The organism is Mesorhizobium sp. WSM4311 (assembly GCF_002295115.1).
In the GTDB taxonomy this organism is placed as follows: Bacteria; Pseudomonadota; Alphaproteobacteria; order Rhizobiales; family Rhizobiaceae; genus Mesorhizobium.
Window position 1 is genome coordinate 349597 of record NZ_NSFV01000002.1, and the last position, 24983, is coordinate 374579.

General features: G+C 63.0%; 23 protein-coding genes. 7 read left to right on the forward strand and 16 right to left on the reverse strand.

The features are described from left to right. Positions 1–105: 105 nt before the first annotated feature. Positions 106–1260: an efflux RND transporter periplasmic adaptor subunit gene (locus CK226_RS05430; protein WP_095771116.1), complete on the reverse strand. Its 1155-nt coding sequence runs from the start codon at positions 1258–1260 to the stop codon at positions 106–108. Between the two features lie 15 nt (positions 1261–1275). Then, positions 1276–4461 (reverse strand): multidrug efflux RND transporter permease subunit, encoded by a 3186-nt coding sequence (locus CK226_RS05435; protein WP_179295771.1) that lies wholly within the window; start codon positions 4459–4461, stop codon positions 1276–1278. A gap of 480 nt (positions 4462–4941) precedes the next feature. On the opposite strand from CK226_RS05435, the gene CK226_RS05445 reads away from it, so the two are divergent. Further along, positions 4942–5532, forward strand: coding sequence for a TetR/AcrR family transcriptional regulator (locus CK226_RS05445; protein WP_095771432.1), 591 nt, complete (start codon positions 4942–4944; stop codon positions 5530–5532). A 335-nt stretch (positions 5533–5867) separates the two neighbouring features. Here CK226_RS05445 and CK226_RS05450 read toward each other — a convergent pair whose 3' ends face one another. From CK226_RS05450 to CK226_RS05505, 12 genes are all read right to left on the reverse strand, one after another. Beyond that, positions 5868–6890, reverse strand: a complete 1023-nt coding sequence (locus CK226_RS05450) for a LacI family DNA-binding transcriptional regulator (protein WP_095791267.1) — start codon at positions 6888–6890, stop codon at positions 5868–5870. A gap of 136 nt (positions 6891–7026) precedes the next feature. After that, positions 7027–7818 (reverse strand): ATP-binding cassette domain-containing protein, encoded by a 792-nt coding sequence (locus tag CK226_RS05455; protein ID WP_095771113.1) that lies wholly within the window; start codon positions 7816–7818, stop codon positions 7027–7029. A gap of 3 nt (positions 7819–7821) precedes the next feature. Next, on the reverse strand, positions 7822–8808 hold the full coding sequence (locus CK226_RS05460) for an ABC transporter permease (RefSeq protein ID WP_095791268.1): 987 nt from the start codon (positions 8806–8808) through the stop codon (positions 7822–7824). A 119-nt stretch (positions 8809–8927) separates the two neighbouring features. Beyond that, a complete protein-coding gene (locus CK226_RS05465) occupies positions 8928–9863 on the reverse strand; it encodes a substrate-binding domain-containing protein (protein ID WP_095791269.1) in 936 nt (311 codons plus the stop codon). Positions 9864–10238: 375 nt separating this feature from the next. Further along, positions 10239–11396 (reverse strand): fumarylacetoacetate hydrolase family protein, encoded by a 1158-nt coding sequence (locus CK226_RS05470; protein ID WP_095791270.1) that lies wholly within the window; start codon positions 11394–11396, stop codon positions 10239–10241. Between the two features lie 160 nt (positions 11397–11556). After that, on the reverse strand, positions 11557–12426 hold the full coding sequence (locus CK226_RS05475) for an aldose 1-epimerase (RefSeq protein ID WP_245437664.1): 870 nt from the start codon (positions 12424–12426) through the stop codon (positions 11557–11559). A gap of 16 nt (positions 12427–12442) precedes the next feature. Next, entirely contained in the window at positions 12443–13198 is a 756-nt protein-coding gene (locus CK226_RS05480; RefSeq protein ID WP_095771108.1) for an SDR family oxidoreductase, read from the reverse strand. 15 nt (positions 13199–13213) lie between these two features. Further along, positions 13214–13945: an ATP-binding cassette domain-containing protein gene (locus CK226_RS05485; RefSeq protein ID WP_095791272.1), complete on the reverse strand. Its 732-nt coding sequence runs from the start codon at positions 13943–13945 to the stop codon at positions 13214–13216. Positions 13946–13948: 3 nt separating this feature from the next. After that, complete coding sequence (locus CK226_RS05490) at positions 13949–14926, reverse strand: ABC transporter permease (RefSeq protein WP_095771106.1); 978 nt, start codon at positions 14924–14926, stop codon at positions 13949–13951. Between the two features lie 78 nt (positions 14927–15004). Further along, on the reverse strand, positions 15005–15982 hold the full coding sequence (locus tag CK226_RS05495; protein WP_095791273.1) for a sugar ABC transporter substrate-binding protein: 978 nt from the start codon (positions 15980–15982) through the stop codon (positions 15005–15007). Between the two features lie 24 nt (positions 15983–16006). Continuing rightward, positions 16007–17209 (reverse strand): mandelate racemase/muconate lactonizing enzyme family protein, encoded by a 1203-nt coding sequence (locus CK226_RS05500; protein ID WP_095771104.1) that lies wholly within the window; start codon positions 17207–17209, stop codon positions 16007–16009. Further along, positions 17206–17928 carry a FadR/GntR family transcriptional regulator gene (locus CK226_RS05505; protein WP_095786662.1) on the reverse strand — a complete coding sequence of 241 codons (723 nt, stop codon included), beginning with the start codon at positions 17926–17928 and terminating at the stop codon, positions 17206–17208. The genes CK226_RS05500 and CK226_RS05505 overlap by 4 nt, the downstream gene beginning before the upstream one ends. Before the next feature lie 130 nt (positions 17929–18058). Here CK226_RS05505 and CK226_RS05510 point away from each other — a divergent pair, with 130 nt between their 5' ends. From CK226_RS05510 to CK226_RS05535, 6 genes are all read left to right on the forward strand, one after another. After that, entirely contained in the window at positions 18059–18937 is an 879-nt protein-coding gene (locus CK226_RS05510) for an SMP-30/gluconolactonase/LRE family protein (RefSeq protein WP_245437665.1), read from the forward strand. A 198-nt stretch (positions 18938–19135) separates the two neighbouring features. Beyond that, a complete protein-coding gene (locus CK226_RS05515; RefSeq protein WP_095771101.1) occupies positions 19136–20020 on the forward strand; it encodes an ABC transporter permease in 885 nt (294 codons plus the stop codon). Next, positions 20017–20838, forward strand: a complete 822-nt coding sequence (locus CK226_RS05520) for an ABC transporter permease (protein WP_095771100.1) — start codon at positions 20017–20019, stop codon at positions 20836–20838. The genes CK226_RS05515 and CK226_RS05520 overlap by 4 nt, the downstream gene beginning before the upstream one ends. 25 nt (positions 20839–20863) lie before the next feature. Then, positions 20864–21934 carry an ABC transporter substrate-binding protein gene (locus CK226_RS05525; protein WP_095771099.1) on the forward strand — a complete coding sequence of 357 codons (1071 nt, stop codon included), beginning with the start codon at positions 20864–20866 and terminating at the stop codon, positions 21932–21934. A 175-nt stretch (positions 21935–22109) separates the two neighbouring features. Continuing rightward, positions 22110–22718, forward strand: coding sequence for a cupin domain-containing protein (locus tag CK226_RS05530; RefSeq protein ID WP_095771098.1), 609 nt, complete (start codon positions 22110–22112; stop codon positions 22716–22718). Beyond that, on the forward strand, positions 22708–23793 hold the full coding sequence (locus tag CK226_RS05535) for an ABC transporter ATP-binding protein (RefSeq protein WP_095771097.1): 1086 nt from the start codon (positions 22708–22710) through the stop codon (positions 23791–23793). The genes CK226_RS05530 and CK226_RS05535 overlap by 11 nt, the downstream gene beginning before the upstream one ends. A 157-nt stretch (positions 23794–23950) precedes the next feature. On the opposite strand, the gene CK226_RS36005 is transcribed toward CK226_RS05535, so the two are convergent. After that, on the reverse strand, positions 23951–24082 hold the full coding sequence (locus CK226_RS36005) for a hypothetical protein (protein WP_280951469.1): 132 nt from the start codon (positions 24080–24082) through the stop codon (positions 23951–23953). Positions 24083–24245: 163 nt separating this feature from the next. Then, positions 24246–24950, reverse strand: a complete 705-nt coding sequence (locus tag CK226_RS05545) for an SOS response-associated peptidase (protein ID WP_095791275.1) — start codon at positions 24948–24950, stop codon at positions 24246–24248. Positions 24951–24983 lie beyond the last annotated feature (33 nt).

The following is a 24983-nucleotide window of genomic DNA, read 5'->3' on the forward strand; positions in this document are numbered from 1 at the left end:
CGACCGCGCCGATGTGGCCGCTCTTGTCGGCCTGCTTGTAAATGCGGCGCCTACGACCCGTGGGAAGGTCGCCGGCGCCGCGCGGAAACCGGGCCTGCGGGGGAGTCAGGTAGCCGGTTTCTGTGGCAGTGGCGAGATCGGCATTCCGGGCCCGATCTTCTGCAGATTGCCTGTGATCACCTGGTCGCCTTCCGAGACGCCACTCAAGATCGCTACAAGGTCACCGCTGGTCGGGCCGAGCGAGACCAGCCGCTGGTCGACCGTGTTGCCCTTGCCGACGACGTAGAGATATTTGCCGAGCTGGCTCGAGCCCAGCGCCGTCTGCGGCACCATCAGCGCGTCCGGCTGTTGCCTGATGTGCAGCCGCACGCGGACGTACTGGCCAGGCATGAGCGTGAACTTCGCATTGCCGATGGTGGCGCGCGCGGTGATGGTGCCGGTCGAGTGGTCGACCGTGTTGTCGACGAAGGTGAGTTCGCCCTTCTGGCTGGTCTCGGTCTGACCCGGCAGCAGGACTTCGACATCGACCGGGCCGGCCGCGCGGGCCTGCTCGATCTCGGCCAGATCCGTCTCGCTCGGATTGAAGGTGACATAGATCGGGTCGAGCTGCACCAGCGTGTTCAGCACCGTGCCGGCGACGCTGACCAGCGTTCCGACCGAAGCCTGGTTGCGGCCCAAGCGTCCGGTGAACGGCGCATGGATCTCGGCGTAGCTCAGATTGAGCTCCGCCGTGCGCACGGCCGCTTGGTTAAGCGCCAGCGACGCCTGCGCTTCGCGCAAGGTGCTGGTGCGCTGGTCGAAGCTGTCCTTGTCCAGATAACCGCTCTTGGCGAGCTCGGTGCCGCGGCCGAGATTGGACCGCGCATAGTCGAGGGTCGCCGTATCGCGCTGGACCTGGGCTTTCGCCTGGTCGAGCGCGGCCTGGAAGTCGTCGGGCGAGACCCTGTAGAGAAGGTCGCCTTGCCGCACATCCGCGCCGTCCTGCGCCGTCTGTTCCTGCAAATAGCCCGGCACGCGCGCCTGCAGCGTGATGCTGCGGATAGGCTCGATGCGGGCGGCATAGTCGAGATAGATCGGGATCGTCTTCTTGACCACGCTCGCCACCGGCACCGGCATGACGAATGCCGCCGGAGCGGGCGTTGCCGCACCGGCCGTGCCGGTGCTCAGCCTGAGATTGCCCATATCGAGCAGGTGGACGCTGGCCACGGAGATCGCGCCCACCGCGACGGCCGCTCCCAAAGCGATTTTCCATTTACGCATAATATTTCTCCAATCTTATTCGGCCGCTTCCGCCAGGGGAGGGAAGGCGGGTTCGGCAGTTGGTTCAGTATGCCTGGAGGCGGGTTCGCCGCTTTCGCGGCGCTCCCGCAACTGTTCGATGACCGCGTAGAAGACCGGCACGAACACCAGCGACAGGATAGTCGCGGCGACCATGCCGCCAAACACCGTGGTGCCGATCGACTGGCGGCTTGCGGCACCGGCGCCGGTGGCGAACATCAGCGGCAGCACGCCGAGGATGAAGGCGAAGGCCGTCATCAGGATTGGCCGCAGCCTGAGCCGGGCGGCTTCCATCGCCGCCTCGACGATGCTGAGGCCCTCCTCGCGTCGCCGCCTGGCGAACTCGACGATCAGGATCGCGTTCTTGGCCGCCAGGCCGATCAGCATGACGAAGCCGATCTGCGAGTAGACGTCGATCTGCATGCCGCGCACCGATAGGGCCGCGAAGGCACCGAACAAGGCCAATGGCACCGCCAGCAGCACCATGAACGGCATCGCCCAGCTCTCATATTGCGCCGCCAGGATCAGGAAGACGAAGACGATGGCGAGGCCGAAGACGACGGACGCGATCGATCCCGCCTTGAGCTCCTGGAAGGTGATGCCGGTCCATTCGAAACCGAAATCCCTGGGGAGCGCGGTGGCCGCCGCCCGTTCCATGGCAGCGACAGCCTGGCCCGAGGAGAAGCCCGGCGCGGCACCGCCATTGATCGAGGCCGAAGCGTTGTTGTTGTAGTGCGGCACGGTTTCCGGCCCGACGAACGGCACCAGCTTGCCCAGCGTGCTGAGCGGCACCATGCCGCCCGACGCGTTGCGTACATAGAGCCGCGAAATGTCGGCGGCGCCGGCACGTGCATCCTTGTCGGCCTGGATGGTCACCCGGAAGGTGCGGCCGAACAGGTTGAAGTCATTCACGTAGAGCGAGCCGAGATAGATCTGCAGCGTGTTGAAGACATCGGGCAGGTTGAGGCCGAGAAGCTTGGCCTTGCTACGGTCGAGGTCGTAGTTGAACTGCGGCGTCGAGGTCGAGAATGGCGAGAACAACTGCTGCGGATTGATTTCCGGCTGCTTGCGCGCCTCGGCGATCACGGCTTGCGTCGCGTCATTGAGGGCCGTGCTGCCGCGACCGGTGAGATCCTCGACGACGAATTCGAAGCCGCCCGTGGTGCCGATGCCCGGGATCGAAGGCGGATCGAAGGAGAGCGCGAAAGCTTCCGGAATCTGCATCAGCTTGCCGCGCACGTCGGCGACGAGCTTCGATGCGCTCTGGTCGGGGCCACGCTCTTCCCATGGTTTTAGGATGGCGAACTCGACAGCCGAGTTCGACTGCGCCGCACTGGTCAGGAAGTTCAGGCCGCTGATCGAGCCGACAATGTCGACGCCGGGCGTTGCCTGCAGGATGTCACGCGCCTTCTGGGCCACCGCGTCGGTGCGCTCGAGCGAGGCACCGTCGGGCAACTGGATGACGACGAAGAAATAGCCCTGGTCCTCGACCGGAAGGAAGGTCGACGGCAGTTTCTGCCAGACGAAATAGGTGGCGACCAACCCGGCGGCGAACAGGCCGAGCATGATCCAGCGCAGGCGGATCAGGAAGCGCACACCATGGGCGTAGGCATGCGACAGCCTGTCGAAGCCGGTGTTGAACCAGCGGAACAGGAAGAACTGCGGCCCATGGCGATGACGCAGGAAAGCGGCACTGAGCGCAGGGCTCAGCGTCAGCGAATTGAAGGCCGAGATGCCGACCGAAATCGCCACCGTCAGCGCGAACTGGTTGTAGAGCCGCCCCGACACGCCCGGAATGAAGGCGACCGGCACGAACACGGCCATCAGCACCGCGGTGGTGGCGATGATCGGACCGGTGACTTCGGCCATGGCGGCCTTGGTCGCCGCCAATGGTTTCAGCCCGGCCTCGAGCTGTCGTTCGACATTCTCGACCACCACGATGGCGTCGTCGACGACAAGGCCGATCGCCAGCACCATGCCGAGCAAGGAGAGCATGTTGAGCGAGAAGCCCAGCATCTCCATGACGACCAGCGTCGCCACCAGCGACACCGGAATGGCGATGGTCGGGATGATGGTCGTGCGCCAGCTCTGCAGGAAGATGAACACCACGGCGACGACCAGCACCAGCGCTTCGCCGAGCGTGATCAGCACGTCATGCATCGACGCCGAGACGAAGCGCGTCGTGTCGTAGTGCATGGCATAGGACACGCCCTTCGGGAAACGCGCCGACAGTTCCTGCATCTTGTCCTTGACGCGCTGCTGAAGGTCGAGCGCGTTGGAACCGGGCATCTGGTAGACGGCGAGGACCACGGTCGGGTCCTTGCCGAAGAACGCCGAGGACGAATATTGCAGCGCGCCGAGCTCGATGCGCGCGACGTCGCGCAGCCGCACCAGCGAGCCGGAGTCGGTGTTGGCGCGCACGACGATGTCGCCGAATTCCTTCGGGTCGCTCAGGCGCCCGACGGCGTTGACCTGCATCTCGAAGGCGGTGCCGGCGGGCGCCGGCGACTGGCCGATCTTGCCGGCCGCCACCTGGACGTTCTGCTCGGCGATGGCATTCTGCACATCGACGGCGGTAATGCCGAGATTGGCAAGCTTGTCCGGATCGAGCCAGACGCGCATCGAATAGCGCCGCTCGCCGAAGATCTGCACGTCGCCGACGCCTTGCAGCCGCTTCAGCGGATCGACGACCTGCAGATAGGCGAGGTTCGACAGCGCCACCGGATCGACCGACTTGTCGGGCGAGGTGAGGTTGACGATGAGCACGAAGTTCGGGTTCTGCTTCTTGATCGTCACGCCGCCCTGGTTGACGATCGCCGGCAGCGAGGAGGCCGCCTGCGAGACGCGGTTCTGGACGTCGACGGCAGCGGTGCTCAGGGAGTAGCCGACATCGAAGGTGATGGTGATGGTCGAGGAGCCGTCATTGGAGCTCGTCGACGACATGTAGGTCATGCCCTGCACGCCGTTGATCTGCTGCTCCAGCGGCGTCGTCACCGTGTCGGCCACGACTTGCGCGCTGGCGCCCGGATAATGGGCGCTGACCACGACCTGGGGCGGCGTGATGTCTGGAAACTGCGAGACCGGCAGCAGGAAATAACAAATCGTCCCGGCGAGCACCATGATGATGGCGATCGCCGACGCGAAGATCGGACGGTGAATGAAGAAATTTACCACGACACACATGCCTCGCCGGCTGCTCTTGCCCGCCCGAAGGCGCTGGCAACTCTGGATAACTGGCCGTGCCCGTCACGGGAGGCTTCCCGTGAACGCAGCAACGGCACTTCGCGACGCTGCCCATCGGCAAGCGAGCGAAGCATCTTCTCGAGGGCGCGGGGGTCGACCCCATCTGCCTTCATGACCAGCCGGATCATCGGATCCCGGACGGCCTCATCTATGGTAAGATCGCGGCGCTGTGGCATTGGCCGGCTCCTTGTCTGTCGATTCGCAGCCCATGCTCGCGAACCGTTTTCCATTTCCTCACCGGCCGGAGCCGCATGATTGGCAGTTTCTCGTCCGTCTCATCTGGCAGGACCAGTTCACGGCCTTGTTATTGACGACGGACGACGTAGGTGTTACCAGTAAGTAACATTCTGGAAGTTACAGACCGGTAACACCCTAGTCAAGAGGTGGCCGAGGGTTTTTTGGAAACGAAAGGAGATCATGATGACAGACGGCGTCGTGGAGCGCTCTCGTCCCAGGGATCGGATTCTGGAGACGGCACGCGACATGTTCCACAAGCATGGCATCAAGGGCGTCGGCGTCGACGCCATCACCGAAGCTGCCGGCACGAACAAGATGACGCTCTATCGTCACTTTGAATCCAAGGACGAACTGATCGTCGAGTGCCTGCGCGCCAATGCGGCCAAGGCCGGCGCGATGTGGGATGCTTTCGAGGCCGAGTTCCCCGGCGACAAGCTCGCGCAGCTGCATGCCTGGGTTCGCAAGGCGGCTGCCATGCTCAATGCCGACGGCCGCGGCTGCGACATGGCCAATGCCGCCGCTGAGCTGACTGAGCCGGACCATCCGGCGAGACTGGTGATCAAGGAGCTCAAGGAAGCCCAGCGCGAACGCCTGGTGGCGCTCTGCCGGGGTGCGGGCATCGGTCAGGCCGAACTGCTTGCCGATACGCTGTCGCTGCTGTTCGAGGGCGCCCGTGTCAGCGTGCAGACCGTGGGCGCCGAAGGCCCGAGCACGCAGTTCGTGCGCATGGCCGAAGGGTTGATCGTTTCCTTCCGGGGCACCGCCGCCGGTTGAAATCCGCCGCGGCTGTTGGCGATTTGCCGGTCGTATGACCGAGGCGATGCTCGGCGCCCTTTGGCGCGGGCGGCACAGGAATTTCCGATGCTGAATGAAAAAAGCCCGCTGCCGGGAGGAGGTGGCAGCGGGCTCGATTTTCGAATGTGGCGCGGGAGGAGGTGCACCCCATTCAGCGTCGGCATCGCATCTGGGAGGAGTAGATGGCCGACAACCAGAAGCTACGAGTTGCCCAATGATTCGGCAACAATGAATTGTGCATAGCAGCTGTGCAGATTTGCCGTGTCAATTATCAGACAAATCCAGGAAGCCGGGCATTGCCAGGCGGTCTCGCCTCACTGCACCGGCACGTTTTCCCTGAAAATCAGGCGCGGCTCGATGAATTTCCGGGTGAGATAGGGCGCCGATGAGGCGATGGAGCCGAGCAGGCGGATGACCGACTGCTCGGCGATCAGCCTGGCGTTCTGGTCGATGACGACGTCGGCGAGGTCGTCGACGAGGTAGCCGCGCGTCTCCTTTGTAAGGTCGTGGCAGATGAACACCGGCTTGCGGTTGGGCCTGGCTTCCCGGATGGCTCTGGCAACACCGGAGCATCCGGCCCCGACGCAATAGATGCCGAGCAGTTCCGGTTCGTTGTGCAGTGCCTTCATGGTCTCGGCGTAGCTGGCATCCGGTTCGTCGTTGATCTCGACGGCGCTGGTCACGGCGAGGTTGGGAAACTCCTCGCCAAGCACGGAGCGAAAGCCCATTTCGCGCTCCTCATGACCGCGATAGGAGCGTGAACCGACGACCATCGCCAGATGGCCTTCGCGGCCGCCGAGGAAGCGACCCATCAGAAGTGCCGCCGTTCGGCCCGCCACCCGGTTGTCGATGCCGACATAGGCCGAGCGGGGAGCGGCCGGAATATCGGACACCAGCGTCACCAGGCGGATGCCGGTTTCGACGATGTCGCGCAGGATGTTGCGGGTTCGCGGATGGTCGATGGCGATGACACCGACGCCATTGGCCCTCAGCGACAGGTTTTCCACGGCGCTCTGCAGCGCGTTCGGCGAGATGCCGGCGAGGTTGTGGATCCGGCACGAAGCGACCAGCGGCAGGCGCGATGCATAGTCCTCGATGTGCCTTGCCAGATCCTGCATGAAGGCGTTGCTGCCGGCCGGCAGGAAGAACTCGAGGTTTGCCGGTCTGGAGGGAAGCGTCACCTGATCGGCGACCGGCAGATAGCCGAGCTGTTTGGCGGCTTCCATCACGCGTTGCCGGTTGGCGGCGCTGGCGCCCGGCCGGTTGTTGAGCACCCTGTCGACCGTCGCGGTCGACAGTCCGCAATTCCTGGCGATGTCGGAGACGGTGGCCTTCATGCCGCAACCCTACGCGCCGATGCGATGACGCGCCAGATAAGTGATTTCGCAGCCGATGCGATCCGACGGACGGGTGATTGACACCCATCGCCGCCATGCGCATTGAGCCGCTTCGGCAAGACGGGTCCGCCCGTCCTCAGTGCGACGGCCTGCCGTCGGCGACGGCGTCGCGGATTTCCTTGTCCGACATGCCGGTGATGATCCGTTCGACCTCCGTCACGGTTGTCTTCTTCGGGTCGATGTCGTCGGCGACCACCTTGCCCCGGCGCATGACGACGATGCGGTCGACCACCTGGAAGACGTGATGGATGTTGTGCGCGATGAAAATGCAGGAATGGCCGGAATCGCGGGCGCTGCGCACGAAGCTAAGCACCCCTTGTGTTTCGGCGACGCCGAGATTGTTGGTCGGCTCGTCGAGGATGATGAGGTCGCTGTCGAAATGCATGGCGCGCGCGATCGCCACCGCCTGGCGCTCGCCGCCGGAGAGCGAGCCGATCGGCGTCGTCGGTGGAATGTTCTTCGAAATGCCGACCTGTTTGAGCAGGTCGCGGGCGACGTTGTTCATCGCCTCCTGGTCCATGCGGTTGAGGAAACGCGGCGGCTTGATCGGCTCGCGCCCGAGGAACAGATTGCGGGCGATCGACAGTTGCGTGACCAGCGCGGAATCCTGGTAGATCGTTTCGATGCCCTGCGCGATGGCATCGCTGGTGCTGCGCAAGGTGACCTTCTTGCCGCGGATGAAGATGTCGCCGCTGGTCAGCGGCACCGCGCCCGACAAGACCTTGATCAGCGTCGACTTGCCGGCGCCATTGTCGCCGAGCAGGCCGACGATCTCCCGCTCGTTGACATGGAAATTAGCGTCCACAAGCGCCTGCACGCGGCCGTAGGACTTGCGGATGTTCTGCATGCGGATCAATGGCTCGGCCATGGTTCAAGTCCCTGCCTGGTGCCGGCGTTCCAGCCATGAGTGGAGCGCCATCATGCCAAGGATGATCGCGCCGATGAAGATATTGTAGGCAAGACCGGGCACGCCGATCAGCACGATGCCGTTGCGCATCACGCGCAGGATCAGGATGCCGAGCACGGTGCCGATGATGGTCCCGCGTCCGCCGGTCAGCGCCGTGCCGCCGATCACCACCATGGCGATGACTTCGAGTTCGTAGCCGGTGCCGCTGTTGGGATTGGCGGCCGACGTGCGCAGCGAGGAGATGACGCCGGCCAGCGAGGCCATGAGCGACGACAGCACGAACAGGCCGATCTTGACGCGGTTGACATTGACGCCGCGGGCACGCGCCGCGTTGGGATTGCCGCCCGCCGCCTGGATCCAGTTGCCGGTCCGGCTTTGCGTCAGCACATAGCCGAGCGCGATCGCCGCGGCGATGAACCAGAACAGCGACATGTAGATGCGGAACGGCCCGATGAAGAAGTCGCCGACCAGCGCTTCCGCCAGCCAGCTGCCCTCGGCGCTCCAGGTGCGCTGCGGAAAACCGTCGGTGATGAAAAGCGCGCTGCCGCGCACCACCAGCAGCATGCCGAGCGTCACCAGGAAGGACGGGATCTTGAGCTGCGTGACGAACCAGCCATTGACCAGGCCGATCAAGGCGGCAACCACCAGCGCGACGACGAAGCCCATCTCCAGCGATGTGACGCCGCCGTTGAACAGCGTCCACATCAGCACTGGCGAGAAGCCGAACAGGGATCCGACGGACAGGTCGAATTCGCCTGATGTCATCAGCAAGGTCATCGCCAGCGCGATCAGGCCGAGCTCGACCGTGAAGGCCATGGTGTTGGAGATGTTCTGCGGCGACAGGAAGTCGTGGTTGAAGCCCCAGAAAACGCCGATCTCGACGATGAGCAGCACGAAGGGACCGAATTCAGGCCGCGCAATCAGGCGTTGGACAAGCGAATGATTTTCCACTGGGAACCCGCGACATGGTTGGAACGGGCCGCGATCTCCACCGCCTCGGATGGATGGTCGCGGCGCAAGCAGATATCTGGCGCCGCGTGCCAGATGGGTGCGGCGCCAGGGATCGCGGTTTATTTGCCGGACAGGATCTTGTCGTAGACGCCGGCGGTGTCCTTCTCATAGAGCGCGCCGGTGATGACGTTGAAGCCCGGGGGAATGCCTGACGCCGCCATGTTGGCGAGCGACAGCGCGACATAGCTGGTCGCCTGCGGGTCCTGCCACTGGCCGGCATTGACGTAGCCGTTCAGAACCTCCTGGGTAGTGTCGAGCGAGTTGCCCCAGCCGACAACAGGGATTTCACCCGGCTTGACGCCGACCTGGTCGAACACCCGCTTGATCGAGCCGGTGACGAGGTCGCCCAGCCCGATAACGGCCTTGACCTTGCCCTTGTGGGCGGTGAGGTAGTCGACCATGCGATTGATCACCTCGGCCTGGTCGAGCGTCGCTTCGGTCACTTCATAGGTGATGCCGAGCGGTCCGAAGACGCTCTTGATGCCTTCCTCTTCCTGGACGCCATAGGTGGCGCCGGGGACCTCGACCGGCATCCAGACGAAGTCGCCCTTCTTCACCAGGCCCTTGTCGACCAGATACTGCGCCCAATGCTTTCCGAAGGTGACGTTGTCGCCGCCGACATAGGCATTGAAGTTGGCTTTTGGATCGGGCGTGTTGAAGTTGATGATCGGGACGTTGGCCGCGCGGGCTTCCTTGACGATCTCGACGAGGCTGCCCGGATCGGGGCTGGTGGTGACGATGCCGTCGGCCTTGGCCGAGAGGGCGGCGCGAACCGCTTCCTGCTGGGAGGCAACATCGCCATTGTGGAACGAGGTGTTGACGGTGTTGCCGGTGTCCTTGGCCCATTGCTTGGCCCCGGCCAGGAAGTAGGTCCAGACCGGGTCGGCGGGGCCGCCATGCGAAATCCAGTAGAAGGTCTTGGCCTGCGCGGCTGCCGGAATGACCGTCAGCGCGACCAAAAGGCCGTAGAGCACAAGTCTCAGTCTTGTCAGCATTTGATTTCCTCCCGGTTGAAGATGATCCGTCCCTGTTCCGGCGTCGGCCGGATTGCGTCTTTTGCCAGCGCCGCTCGGATGCCTCAGAGCATTCCCTTTTTCGACGGATGGCAAGCCTCCATCTGCAGATGTAGTTGGCGCCTGACGCGACGCCATCAACGGTCCCATCAGATTGCATCAGTCGGGGTGATTTTTCAGGAGCGGTCGGATGATTGGCGGCGAGGCTCAGCCGGGCGGATTGTCCGCGCTGTGTCCGGCGCGCCAGCGGCGTCGCAGCCGGTCGATCGCCAAGGCAAGCACGACCGGAGCACCGGTGGTGAAGGCGGGCCCAGATGGCATCCACGCCAAGCAAGGTCATGGCGTTTTGGATAGAGTCTAGATCAGATCGGCCTTTGCCAGGTCGCGCATGAGATGGCTGGCGCCGTAGGTCCAGTGCGGGCAGTCGGGCGACAGCCGCACCCGGTTGACCAGCGCGCCGAATTTTTCCGATGAGATGGTGACGATGTCGCCGACCTTGTGGGTAAACCCCTTGCCCTTCTCGCCGCGGTCCTTCGACGGCACGAACATGGTGCCGAGATAGAGCGCCAGCCCGTCCGGATACTGGTGGTGCGGACCCATCGCGGCGGCAACGAGCTCTTCGGGCGAACGGCTGATCTCGGCCATCGAGCTTGCGCCCTCCAGCGAAAAGCCATCCTCGCCCTCGACCTTGAGGCGCACGACCGCCTTCTTCACGTCGTCGATCGAGAAGGTGTCGTCGAACAGGCGGATGAAGGGTCCAAGCGAGGCCGAAGCATTGTTGTCCTTGGCCTTGCCGAGCAGCAATGCGGAACGCCCTTCGACGTCGCGCAGATTGACATCGTTGCCGATGGTGGCGCCGACGATGCTGCCGCTCGAGGCGGCGACCATGGCGATCTCCGGCTCCGGATTGTTCCAGGTCGACACCGGGTGCAGGCCGACATCGGCGCCGAAGCCGACCGACGCCATTGGCTGGCACTTGGTGAAGATCTCAGCATCGGGGCCGATGCCGACTTCCAGATATTGCGACCAGGCGCCGCGCGCGATCAGCTTGGCCTTGATCTCCATGGCTTCCGGCGAACCGGGCTTGAGCTTCGACAAATCGTGGCCGATCAGCCCGGCAATGTCGGCGCGGATGGCGTCGGCCTTTTCCGCCGAGCCTCGCGCCTGTTCCTCGATCACCCGCTCTAGCAGGCTGACGACGAAGGTGACGCCCGACGCCTTGACCGCCTGCAGGTCGACCGGGGAGAGGAGATAGGGTTTGGCCTGATCGCGCCCGGCTGCAAAACTATTGGCCGCGATGTCGTCGAGCGAGCCGATCGGCTTGCCCTTGGCCGAGCGCACATGCCCTGCCGGATCGGCCATCTCGCAGATGTCCCGCACGGTCGGCTCCTCGCTCGACGTAATGTCGAAGACGGTGCCGTCACGCACCGTGACCACCAGGGGATGGGGCACAGCCGGTGATCGAGCGCGGCCGAGAAAGACGCCATCGTCAGGCAGAAACGTCATGTTTGTCATTGCACTCTCGTTATTGCGCAGGATGGTTCGATGTTATGAGGTGCGCATGGCCTCTTCAAGCCGACACGCCCTGAAGCAGCATGTGCCAAGCGACGGACGATCAACGGAAATGGCCTTTGCCACCATGCCACTGCACCGCTTCGCGACTTCCGATCTGGCGCTATAGCTCACCCCAGCGTAACCGCAAATGCGCGCTTGTCGATCCGCCTTTTTCCAGCGTCGTCAGGCCCCTGCCGTGATGGGCGTCCACCACATGTGAAACGGGTTCGAAGCAGAAGAAATCAGCGTCTCGTGCCGGCGAATAGAGGACGAAGACATTCAGCGAGGGCGACGCCTCGACCGTGAGGGCGATGGCGTCGTCCGGCTGGATGATCGAGGCGTGCCCGTTCCAGCCTTCGAAGGCATTGTTGACCCAGGCGTCGGGAAGCGGCGAGGCTTGCGAAAAGTCCCAGTCCGGCCGGGAGGCCAGCGGCACCACCCCCGTCGGCAGGTGTCGTTCGTCTTCCAACCAGACACTGTGCGCCGATGCTTGCAGCAGAGTGCGCGGGCGGCGCGGAAACCAGGGGTGGAAGCCCAGCCCGTAGGGCAGGCGGATGGCGGCTCGGTTTTCGACAGCCAGCACGGCGGACAGCGCGCCTTCCTCCAATGCATAGCGGACGCTTGCATGGTAGCGGTAGGGTCCGATCGCCCCATCCTCCAGAGCCAGCTCGATTTCAGTGCCGGTTCGCCTCGTCAACCGCCACGGTCTTTGAAATGCGTCGCCGTGGAGTGGGAACCGCTCGCCTTCGACATTGGGCTCTATCGCATGGAAGCGCCCGTCAAACTCGAAGCCTCCACCGGAAATGCGGTTTGACCAGGGAATCAGCAGTTGAGACCCGAACTTCAGCAGACCTCTCGATGGCTCAAGCAGAGGCGTAGGTGCTCGGCCGGGGCGGAGCGCGTCGTAGCGCAGGATGGCGGCGCCCTCGCGGGGACACACCACAAGGCTTGCACGCCCGTCGGCAAGTTCGATCTCATCGCCATTTGTCATTGAAGGGCCGCTATGGCTACCATCCGCCATCGATGTTGATGTTCTGACCACTGATCATGTCCGAGGCCGGGGAGACGAGGAACAGCACGAGATCGGCGATATGCTGCGGCTCGATGCGTCGCTTCAGGCATTGGTTGGTAAGGATCCAGTCGTTGTATTCCTCGAGCCGTTCTCCGAAGACGCGCTCCTCTGCCTCGGAAACGACGGCGCCTGGCGACACCGCGTTCACGGTGATGCCGTGTGGTCCCAATTCCCGCGCCAGCGACTTGGTGAGTCCCAGCATGGCTCCCTTCGAGGCCACATAGGGCACGTAGCCGTCCCAGCGGCCGTTCAGCGTCACCGAGCAGAAATTGACGATCCTGCCCTGGCCCTTCCTCTTCATGCCAGGCGCGCAGGCGCGCGCCAGCGCGAAGGCGGCTGACGAATTCACACGGATCTGGTCCTCGTACTCGCCAAGTGAGAATTCCTCGAACGGACGGTTGATGATGAGCGCCGCGTTGTTGATCAGAATATCGATCGTGCCTTCTTCGTCGGCGAGCGCCTTGACCGCTGCCTCGGCTTCGGCCAGCTGGTTCAAGTCGCAACCGACATAGACGATCGTACCTTTGTTTGTCGCCGCCAATTCCGCCGCGATCTTGGGCCCTTCCGCATTCTCCGGTCGGTCAAGCAGAAGCACGCGCGCGCCAGCGCGGGCAAGCGCGGCAGCCTGGGCGCGGCCGAGCGAACCCAGACCACCCGTCAGGAGCACGACTTTACCGGAAAGGTTCGTCATCACCGTTCCCGCTCCTCAAAGCACGTTGTGAACTTCATCGATGGAGGTTTCCTCGATGCGCTTGTCGAGAACGACCTCGCCGCGCGCCATCGCGACCACGCGATCACAGCAATCAAAAACGTGATGCATGTTGTGGCTGATGAAAACGCCGGTCACCCCTTGCGCCTTCAATCCACGCACAAAGCCGATGACCTTGCTGGTCTCCTTGACCGAAAGGTGATTGGTCGGCTCGTCGAGGATCATCACCTTCGACTTGAAATGCATGGCCCGCGCGATGGCGACGCCCTGCCGCTGGCCGCCTGACAATTCACCGACCAGTGCGTCGGGCGAGCGCAGATGCAGGTCGACATTGGCGATCGCCTTGATGCTCTCGCTGGCCATCTGCTTTTGATCCAGGATGCCGACGCCGAATACGGAAAACAGCGTCGGTTCGCGGCCGATAAACAGGTTCCTGGCGATCGACATGGTGGGGACCGTCGAATTGTACTGGTAGATGGTCTCGATACCGAGGTTCATCGCGTCGCGCGGCCTGGCGATCCGCACCGGTCTGCCTTCGACCAGGATCTCGCCCTCGTCGGCGGTGTGGACGCCTGACAGAATGTTGATGAGCGTCGATTTGCCGGCACCGTTGTCGCCGACCAGCCCAAGTGCCTCGCCTCGCTTCAGGTCGAGGCTCACGCCCTTCAACGCATGGACGCCGGAATACCATTTGTGAAGATTGCGGACGGAGATGATTGCGTCTTCCATGGCTCAGCCCTCCATCTTGATCGCCTTGGCGCGCTTGCGCATCCAGGCGTTGGCGACGACGGCGAAAATGGTCAGGAAGCCGATCGCGAATTTGAACCAGTTCGCGTCGACATTGGAGAGCACCAGCCCGTTGTCGATGATGCGGATGAGGATTGTGCCGATGATGCCGCCGGCGACGGTACCGATGCCGCCTGCGAGCGACGCGCCGCCGATGACCGCCGAGGCCACCGCCTGGAGCTCCAGGCCTTCGCCGATGGAAGGCAAGGGAGAGCCCAGCCTCAGCACTTGCAACATGCCGGCGAAGCCCGACAGCATCGAGCAAAGCACGAAGCATGCGAGTTTTACTCTCGCGGTCGGGATGCCCATGGAGGCGGCAGCCGGGTGGAAGCCGCCGGTGGCCTTTATCCAATTGCCGAAATTGGTTCTGGAAAGCATCAGTGACGTCAGCAGGGCAATTCCCGCAAACCACAGGAACGACATGCGGAACATGTTGCCGGGGCCGACGAACGAAGTGAACAGCCAGTTCGGAAGATCGGCGGGAAGCAAGGGTGGAAACCCGCCCGAGACGACGATCGTCAGCGACCGGGCGATGAAAAGCATGCCGAGCGTGGTGATGAAGCTCGGGATCTCGAACCAGATCGTCACATAGCCGTTGATAAATCCGATCACCGCGCAAACGACAAGCCCGGCCAGCAAGGCAAGCGGGAAAGGCACCCCTTCGACCATGAGGACCGCCATGCACATCGGCATCAGGGCAAACACCGATCCAACCGAAAGGTCGAACTCGCCGCTGATCATCAAGATGGTGACGCCGATGGCGACGAGGCCCGTTTCCGGCAGAATGCCGAGCATGCCGCGAAGGTTATCCTGGTTGAGGAACACGCCATTCGAGCGGATCTCGAAAATCACCACCAGAAGCACCAGCAGGATCAGTCCCGCCAGTTCCGGCTTTTCCAGATAGGTCTTGAAGAGGCGTTTCAAGGCAGGCTCCAGGAATTCGAGGCAAGGGACCACCCGGCGGTGCGAACACCGCCGGGTGAACACATGGCGCGCGTGGGCTTAACGCAGGCCTTGCGATGAAAGTGTCATGATCGCGTCGGCCTGATTCGGGCGCACGATGCCTTGACCCGTATCGATGTCGGAGGGCGCCAGACCTACCTTCTTGTTCAGGTAGGCTTCCATGACCGGCATGAAGCCCTGCATGTAGGGCTGTTGGTCCACCAAAGCCTGTACGTAGCCCTTCTGCATCTGCTGCAGCACTTCCGGCACCAGATCGAACCCGCCAAGGAGGATCTTGCCCGGCGCGACGCCGCGATCCTGCAGCGACCGCGCTACGCCCGCGCACCAGAAGCCGGTGTCGAAATAGGCTGTGGTGTCGGGATGCGCATTGAGATAGGCGCCGACACGATCGGACGTGATCGCGAGGTCCGTTCCGCTGTCGATCCGCTCCCATGAGACCTGGCGGTCGGGGTGGGCCGCCTTGTACTCTTCCAGGAACTGCATCACGCCTGCGCCGCGGCTTTCGGACCAGTTCTGGCCGGGTGCGGAAATGCCGACCAGAACCTTGATTGCCCCCTCTTTCGGGAAGCTCTCGGAGATCGCCTTGCCGAGCGAATAGCCCGCCGGCTTGAAACCCTGCCCTATGAAGGCCTGCCGCGCATTGCCCTTGGCGCCCTCGGTGTCATCCACATTGACGGCAATCACCAACACACCGGCATCTCGCGCTTCCTTGATGACGTCGTCGAACGCCTTGTTGTCGACAATCGAGGTCAGCAGCGCATCCGGCTTTGCCGCAAGCGCGGCGCGCATGTTGGCGAGTTGCTGCTCGACCGAGCCTTCGGTCTGGGTGAAAATCATGTTGCACTTGGCCTCGACCTTGCCGCAGGCATCGTCAAAGCCCTTTTTCACCGCCTGCCAGAAGGTGTTCGAGGCCGACGAATGGTGCGTGAAGACGATGTTGAGCCCGTCGGCGCTGGCGACGGAAGGCCCGGCGAACAGTGTCGTCGCGAGCAAAAGCGTTGCAGTCAGTCGTTTCATTACTAATCCTCCCGTTGGTGTTCTTCAGATGTCCGCCTTGTCGGAGACGCGGCGATGGACGGTGTAGGCCCGACCGAGGTCGGGATTGAGTTCCAGCCCGAGGCCGGGGCCAGGCGGCACGGTGATCATGCCGTCCTTGACTTCCGGTAGCGCGGTCACGAGGTCGCGATACCAGGTCCTGTAAAATGCCCGCACACTCTCCTGTACGAGTGCGTTAGGCGCGTTGAGGGACAAATGCGTGGACGCCGCCAGAACCACCGGCCCGGTGCAGTCGTGCGGCGCGACCGGCAAATGCCAGGCCTCAGCCATCGCCGCGATCTTGCGTGCTTCGGAAAGCCCGCCGCACCAGGAAATGTCCAGCATGACGATGCCTGCGGCGCCGGTCTCCAGAAGGTCGCGGAATGCCCAGCGACTGCCCAAGGTTTCCGACGCCGAGATCGGTGCCGGGCTCGCGGCCTCATAGCGCTTGAGATCGGCGAGGCTGTCCATGCGGATGGGATCCTCATGCCAGTACGTGCCGTAGGGCCCGAGCGCCTTGGCAATCTTGATCGCGGGCAAGAGCTGCCACATGGAGTGGAACTCGACCATGATGTCGATCTTGTCACCGACAGCTTTGCGGATCTTCTCGAAGGGTTGCAGCGCGGCTTTCAGGTCGCCGGCGTTGATGTCTTGCCCTCGGCTTTTCTCGGCGGCATGGTCGAAAGGCCAGATCTTCATGGCCGTGATGCCGTCCTCGAGCAGCTCCGCTGCCAATTCGTCGGCGCGGTGGAGAAACCCGTTCAGGTCGTCGTAGCCTTGCCTTGTGCCGAGACCATAATTCGCGGTGGTCTGCCCCTTGCCGTCCTTGATGTATTCGGTGCCGGCGCAGGTGTTGTAGGTACGGATGGACTGCCGCGAAAAGCCTCCCAGGAGTTGCGCGATCGGCTGGTTCATGGCCTTGCCGAAAATATCCCAGAGCGCGATGTCGAAGGCGGAATTGCCGCGGACTTCGACCCCGCTTGAGCGGAAACCAAGATAGCCGACCAGGTCCGCGGAAAGCAGATCGATCTGCAGTGGATCGCGGCCGATCACGCGCGGCGCGACATATTCATGGACATATTCCTCGACCGTGCGGGCCAAGAAAAAGGTTTCGCCAAGGCCGGTGATGCCCTCGTCGGTATGCACCTCGATCCAGAGCAGATTGGGCCGCTCTTCGATACGAATGGTCTCAAGCGAGCGGATTTTCATGCGATCCCCGCGTCGATCAATGCCTTGACGCTTTTGTCGAAATGCGCGGCCATATGTTCGGCGGCGAGTTGCGGGTTCCCCGCGATGATCGCCCGAGCAATATCCGCGTGCCCCTCGATCATCTTGATCTGCTCTTCCTCGGTTGCACGCGTACGCCAGCCGATCACCCAGGTGCGTCGCGTGACGCCGCTGAAGGCGTTGATGATCAACGAAAACACCGGGTTGTGAGAGGCCCGCGCGATCGCTTCATGGAATGCGATGTCGTGTTCCATGACGATCTCCGGCGCACGGTAATTCTCGCGCATCAGCTGCGCGCATTTCTGAACGTCAGCCGCCTCCGCGTCGGTCCGCCGGAGCGCGGCCAGCGCCACCGTGCGCATTTCGATGGTGCGGCGCACATCATAGACCTGCTGGATGCTGATCTGTTCGGTCGTGACGCCGTGCTCGATCACCATCGACATCGCGCCAATGTCGAGCTTGGCAACGCTGGCGCGCCGCCCGGCGCTCATGTCGATCAGGCGCATCGCCGACAGCGACCGAAACGCCTCCCGCACCACCGTGCGCGAGACACTGAGCTTGCGGGTCATGTCGGCTTCACTGGGCAAGAGGTCGCCAGGGCCAAGGCCTTCAACGCGGATATGTTGAGTGATGGCCTGAATGGCGGCGCTCACCAGCCCGGGATTTGTCTCGTCAGGCCCTATGCTGCGATCGCTTACCATTTGCCCAAAACCTGTATGACATGTTTTCTTGAAATGTGTATATCTTTGTGAAATCTTGTCTGTCAATAGCGGTTGACTACGCGACAGTTGGAGGGGAAGGGCAGTGGATAGCGGAGAAAAACGGCCAGGCTTGGCGTTCGATGCCCAGGATATCGTCGGTGAGAGCCTGCTCTGGGACGAGAACAGGAGGACACTGATCTGGGTGGATATAGTCGGGCGACGCATCCACCAGCTCGATCCGGTTACTCGCGATCATCAGAGTTGGCAGACACCGGACCTGGCAACCTCGATTGGCCTGCGCGGGGACGGTGGCGCGATCGTCGGGCTGCGAAAGGATGTGGCTCTGTGGGATTTCGGAGAAGCCTTCAGGACGATCGCGACGATCGAACCGGACAGCCCTGACACACGGTTGAATGAGGGCGTGGTCGCCCCGGACGGCTCGTTCTGGGTCGGCACCATGGAAAACAACATCGACGACGATGATCTTGCGCGCGATATTTCGCGAGATGCGGGGCGGATCTATCGCGTCGACACAGCCGGCATTGTCGAGGCGCTCAGTGCCGATCGCTTCGGCATCACCAACACGATGATCTGGACAGCGGATAATGCCTTCATCACGGCGGACACGACGAAGAACCAGGTCTTTCGTTATCGCTGGGACAGGGTGCGGTCGCGAATAACCGATAGGCGTCCTTTCTTCTCGGACTTTCCACGCGGTCTGCCGGACGGGTCGTGCATGGATGCGGAAGGCTATGTCTGGAACTGTCGCGTTGCGGGGGGCGGGTGCCTGGTTCGCATTTCACCTGACGGGGTCCTGGACAAGGTGGTGGACCTGCCGTGCAGCTGGCCCACGAGCTGCACCTTCGGCGGCGAGAATTTCGATACCCTCTTCGTCACTTCGGCGCGGTTTACCATGAGCGAGAGACATTTGCAGGCAAACCCGCAGGAGGGCGGGCTGTTCGCGGTGCGCGCAGGCGTTCGAGGCACACCGGCCAAACGGTTCGGATGAGATTAGCTGACGAACGCGGCCGAGAACGGCAGGCTTACCAGGTCGGCTACGGCTTTTTGACCATACCGGGCAAAGCCCCAAGCGTTCCGGCAGTCGCTGGAGCGTTGATGACGACCAATTCAGGAAAGCCGGATTCTGCTTGACAGTTTCACGAATATGAAAAATTGTTAGCCAATTTCAAATTTGGTGGGCAGGTCGATGTCGGCCTTAGTTGCAGCACAAGCGCCAGCGGCCCGGTCTTCATCGGGCTTCCGGCTCGCCATGCTTTTGCCAGGGGCGCTGGTCACTTTCCTGCTGATCCTGTTCGCGCTTGGCCTGGTGCTGTTCCTCGCCTTCCGCGGCAATGACGGCTCGCTCCTCGGCGTCGGGCTGACCATCGAGAACTTCGTCACCGTGGCCACCGATCCGCTCTACTGGACGGTGACGCTGCGCTCGCTGGTCATCGCCGGCCTGGTGACGCTGGCAACCGTCGCCACCGCCTATCCCGTCGCCTATTATCTTGCCTTCCATGCCGGGCGCCGGCGCGGCCTGCTCTTGTTCCTGGTGACGCTGCCATTCTGGACCAGCTATCTCCTGCGCGTCTTCGCCTGGAAGATCGTGCTCGCCTATAACGGCGTCCTGAACTCGGCGCTGATCGAAAGCGGCATCTGGTCGGAGCCGACACTGGCCTTTCTCAACACGCCGGCCGCTGTGGTCGTCACGCTGGCTCACGCCTATGCGCCCTTCGCCATCCTGCCGATCTATGTGGCGCTCGACACCATCCCGAAATCGCTGCTCGAGGCTGCCTCCGACCTCGGCGCGCGGCCGTTTACCGCGTTCCGCCGCGTCGTGCTGCCGAACTCCATGCCGGGCGTGCTGGCGGCCGCGCTCGTCGTCTTCGTGCCGACGGTCGGCGACTATGTCACGCCGGCCATGGTCGGCGGCCCGGCCAGCACCATGATCGGCACGCTGATCCAGTCGCAGTTCGGCAAGGCCAATGATTGGCCGTTCGGCGCCGCCCTTTCGGTCTGTGTCATGCTGGTCATCCTCGTCGTGGTGCTGGTCGCGCGCGGCGCCGACCGCAGATTTGGCAGCCGCACATGAAAGCCGAACGCGCCGGCACGAAACGGGATGGCCGCTGGCTCGGCCTCTACGTGCTTGCCTATCTGGTGTTTCTCTATCTGCCGGTCCTGCTGATTCCGCTGTTTTCCTTCAACGATTCCATCCAGGCGGCATTTCCGCTGCAGGGTTTTACGTCGCAATGGTATGCGACGCTCTACGGCAATCCGGCGCTGTCCGGCGCGCTCCTGAACAGCCTCGTCATCGGCGCCATCGCCGCTTCCGGCGCCACGCTGTGCGGCATCACCGTGTCCTATATGGACCTCTATGGCCGCTCGCCGCTTGCCGCCACCATAAGCGCCATAGCCCGGCTGCCGATCCTCATCCCCGGCGTCATCGTCGGCATATCGTTGCTGATCCTGATCAACCTCATCGGCCTTGGGCCGTCGCGAGTCGCCATCGTGCTCGGCCACATACTCGTGGCTTTGCCGACGACCGTGGTCGTCATGCGCAGCCGTTTCGCCGCCATCCCCAGGACGGTTCGTGAGGCGGCGCTCGACCTCGGCGCCTCCGACTGGACGACGTTCCGGCGCGTCATGCTGCCGCTCAGCCTGCCCGCCGTGCTGTCGGCCTTCATGCTGGCCTTCCTGATCTCCTTCGACGAGTTCATCGTCGTCTTCTTCCTTGCCGGAACCGAGCCGACCCTGCCGCTCTATATCTGGAGCCAACTGCGCTTTCCCCGCTCGCTGCCGACCGTCATGGCGCTGGGGACGGTGATCCTGGCCACATCCTTCATCATCGCCGGCACTGCCGAGATCCTGCGCCATCGCGGGCTCGGTGCCGCGCGCCGCGATCCAGCCTGACCATAACAATGAGAGGAGAACGAAAATGACATTCCACCTGACATCGATAACCGGATACAAGGCGCGCGCCGGCCTCGCCGCGCTGGCGCTAGCACTGTCTTCGACCGTAGCGCCGGCCGCCGAAAAGCTGCAATATTTCACCTGGTCGGGTTACGAACTGCCTGATTTCAACAAGAGCTTCCTCGCCGCCCATCCCGATGGCGTCGAGGCCTCGATCTTCGGCGACGACGACGATGCCTTCACCAAGGTCAAGGCCGGCTTCCGGCCCGACATCGCGCATCCCTGCTACGACAAGGTGGCGCGCTGGAACAAGGAAGGCCTGCTGCAGCCGATCGACACCAAGCGCATCAAGAACTGGGATTCGATCTTCCCGGTGTTCAAGAACCTGCCCGACCTGCAGGCCGGCGACGGCAAGGTGTGGATGGTGCCGTGGGACTGGGGCAACACCTCCATCCTCTACCGCACCGATCTGGTGAAGAACCCCGAGGCAAGCTGGAACCTGCTGTGGGACAAGCAATATGCCGGACGCATGGCGACGATCGACGCCGTGCATGACACGCCGATCGTCGCCGCGCTTCTGGCCGGCGTCAATCCGTTCGACATGACGCCCGCTGAGATGGACAAGGTCGCGGCAAAGCTGCGCGAACAACGCCCGCTGCTGTCGAGCTACACCACGGACATGACGTCGGTCGAGCAGGCGCTGGCCAGCGGCCAGCTTGTCGCCGCCATGACCTGGAACGCGTCGGCCACCTCGCTGAAGAAGCAGGGCGTGCCGGTCGAGTTCATGAAGCCGAAGGAAGGCATGCTGACCTGGGCCTGCGGCTTTGTGATGTTGAAGGACGCCAAGAATGTCGATCTCGCCTATGATTTCATCAACAGCCGGCTCGATGCCGATTCGGGCAAATATCTCATTCAGTCCTATGGCTATGGCAGTTCTCTGAGCACCGCCTTCGCCGGCGTGGCGAAGGAGGAACTGGAGAAACTGCAGCTGCCGTCCGATCCCGAGGTGATGCTGAAGAACACCATCTTCACCGGGCCGATGAAGCAGAATGACGATATGGCCAAGATGTTCGAGAAGGTGAAGGCTGGCGGGTGAGCACTCTTGCCTTCTCCCCTTGCGGGAGAAGGTGGCCGCGAAGCGGCCGGATGAGGGGTGTTCCGGGGAACGCCAGCGTCTCACTCCGCTGGAACACCCCTCATCCGTCTCGGCGCTGCGCGCCGATCCACCTTCTCCCACAAGGGGAGAAGGGAAAGACAACGAGGACGAATGCATGGACATGCTGGACGACGCCGCCGAAAAACCCAGGGACGATGCCGATGTTCGCGTCGGGCGCCGTGTGCGGGCGCTGCGGCTGGAGCGGCGCCTGTCACTGGCCGAACTGGCGGCCAGGGCAGGCGTGTCGATCGGCGCGCTGAGCCAGATCGAGCGCGGCATGTCCTCGCTGCGCGTCAAGGTGATCTGGCCGCTCGCCGCCGCCCTCGACATCGAGCCTTCGGCGCTGATCGCCGATGGCGACGAGGCCGTCAACGATCTCTATTGCGTGCGCGCCGACAAGCGGCGCTCCATTCCCGTCAAGTCGGAAGGCATTGCCAAGGCGCTGCTGTCGCCGCCCGGTGCGACGCTGACCGGCATGCTGGTGACGGTGGAGGCCGGTGGCGGCACGGCGGAAGCCTATGCCCATGCCGGTCATGAATTCGGCTACGTGCTTTCGGGCGAGGCCGAACTGGTGGTGGACTCGACAAAATACGGGCTGAAGACCGGCGACAGCTTTGCCTTCAAGAGCACGCTGTTGCATGCCTTCCGCAATCCCGGCGCCGAGCAATGCCAGATCCTGTGGGTCAACACCACGAAGCCTTCCGAGGTTCGCGATGGCGCCTGATCCACTCGTCCGGTTGCAGGCGGTCTCCAAGGTTTTCCCGGGCGGCATCGTTGGGCTCGATACCGTCGATCTCGACATTATCAGCGGCGAGTTCATCACGCTGCTCGGGCCGTCAGGCTGTGGCAAGACCACCAGCCTGCGCGTCATCGCCGGCTTCGAAAGCCCGTCGAGCGGCAAGGTCTTGCTTGACGGCCGCGACATCACGGCGCTTCGGCCTTTCGACCGGCCGGTCAATACGGTGTTCCAGGATTACGCGCTGTTTCCGCATATGGATGTCGCCGACAATGTCGGCTTCGGCCTGTCATTGCGCAGATTGTCGGGAATCGAGCAGGCAAAGCGGGTCGGCGAAGCGCTGGACATGGTCGGTCTCGCCGACAAGCTTCGCGCCCGTGTTTCCGAATTGTCGGGCGGCCAGCGCCAGCGCGTGGCACTTGCTCGCGCCATCGTCTGCGAGCCGCGCGTGCTCTTGCTCGACGAGCCGCTGTCGGCGCTGGACGCGCATCTGCGCGAACAGATGCAGGTCGAACTGAAGCGGCTGCAGTCGCGGCTCGGCACGACCTTCGTCATGGTCACCCATGACCAGACCGAGGCTCTGTCGATCTCCGATCGCATCGTCGTCATGAACAAGGGCCGCATCGAGCAGATCGCGCCGCCGGCGACGCTCTATGACCGGCCTGCGACGAAGTTCGTGGCGAGCTTCATCGGCACCATGAACCTGCTGCAGTCGCGCTTTGTCGGCCGCGACGGCGATCGTTTGCGCTTCACTGCCGGCGCTCTGCCGCTGGAGGCTACCTCCGAAACCGGCCAGGCACCCGGCGAAGGTGAGATGCGCACCATCGGCGTGCGTCCGGAGGACTTGCTGGCCGCCACCGAGGCGACCGAAGGAACCGCGCCGGCGCGGGTGAACAGCATCGTCTTCCACGGCCGTACCTTGCGGCTGCATGCTGAACTTGGGCAGGGGTTCCCGGTGGTGATCGATGCGCCGCGCCAGGCCGAGGGGTTTCAATTCAGCATTGGCGATGTGGCGCATGTCAGCCTGCGCCGTGGCGCCAACTGCCCCATGCTGCCGGGCTAGCCTCTTCCGCCTTCGCATGGTCGCCCGCAACCGCGGGTCTGATCGACATGTGAACAAACGACCATGGAATTAAGTAGGAATTGACTAATCTAGGAAGACATTCCTAAATTAGTTGATGCCGGAATTGAGCACCCGACCGCGCCGAAATGTACAAACCCTATGCCTCGCGCACGAAGTGGGGCAACTCATTCGTGTCCGATGCCGGCACTGCAACATCACCCGGCACTATCTGCCCGGCGATCTCGCCAAGCTTGTCGGTGACATTGCCTTTTGGGATGTCGAACGGCATATGCGGTGCGAGCGCTGCAAGCTTCGCGAGCTTGATGCCGACATAATTTTGCCGAGCGCTGCCGAGCGCTTGAAAATTCGTGTGAGACGCCTTGTCGAAATCCGCATGGTTCGCCGTGTCATATGGCGAGACGAGGAATGAGGAATGCGGCTAGCCCTTCAGCCTAGAACAGAGACCCTTGGGCCGGTGCCTGCTGCGGAAACTTGATTTGTGTGGCTGGCTTCTCAACGACGACCAACGCGTTGTCTGGCGCTGTTCGCTGCAAATGCCGTGCTTCTGCCCAGGGTGCCGTCAGCCAGGCCTCGGTCTCCTCCGACGTGGTCAGGATTACTGGCATGGCCTTCTCATGGATCGGCGCGATGAGGGCGTTAGGCTTGGTTGTCATGAAGGCAAATAACTCGAAGTCGCCCGGTCCGTCCTTGACCTTTCGAACACCCTGCCAACGGGTCCAGAAACCGGCGAAGAAGAACAGCGGCCGGCATTCGTCACGGGCAAACCAGTAATTGCGCTGGATGCCTGTTTCTGGGTCCTTGTCGCTCGGTGTCGGGCTGGGTTCGGCAAAACTGGTGACCGGTACGACGCATCTATGCTCGACCCCGACAAACTGTTGCCAGTGCGAATATTGTGGATTGCGAACGTTGGTCGTGCCGTAGTCGGCCTTACCCTTCATGCGCTCTGGTGGCGTCGGCAACCCCCAAAGCAGTTTCGCCAGCTCACGCTTCCCGTCTGCCGTGTTGCGGACGACCGGGCCGGGCTGATTGGGGTAGATGTCAACGGAAGGTTCAAGGTTGCCGCTGATATCGCGCAGCGCGCGCGTCCATTGGCGGACCGCCTCTTGCGTCGTGGTGATGTTGTAGAGGTTGCACATGCATCCAGCATTGCGGAATTGGCTTGCGTCCGC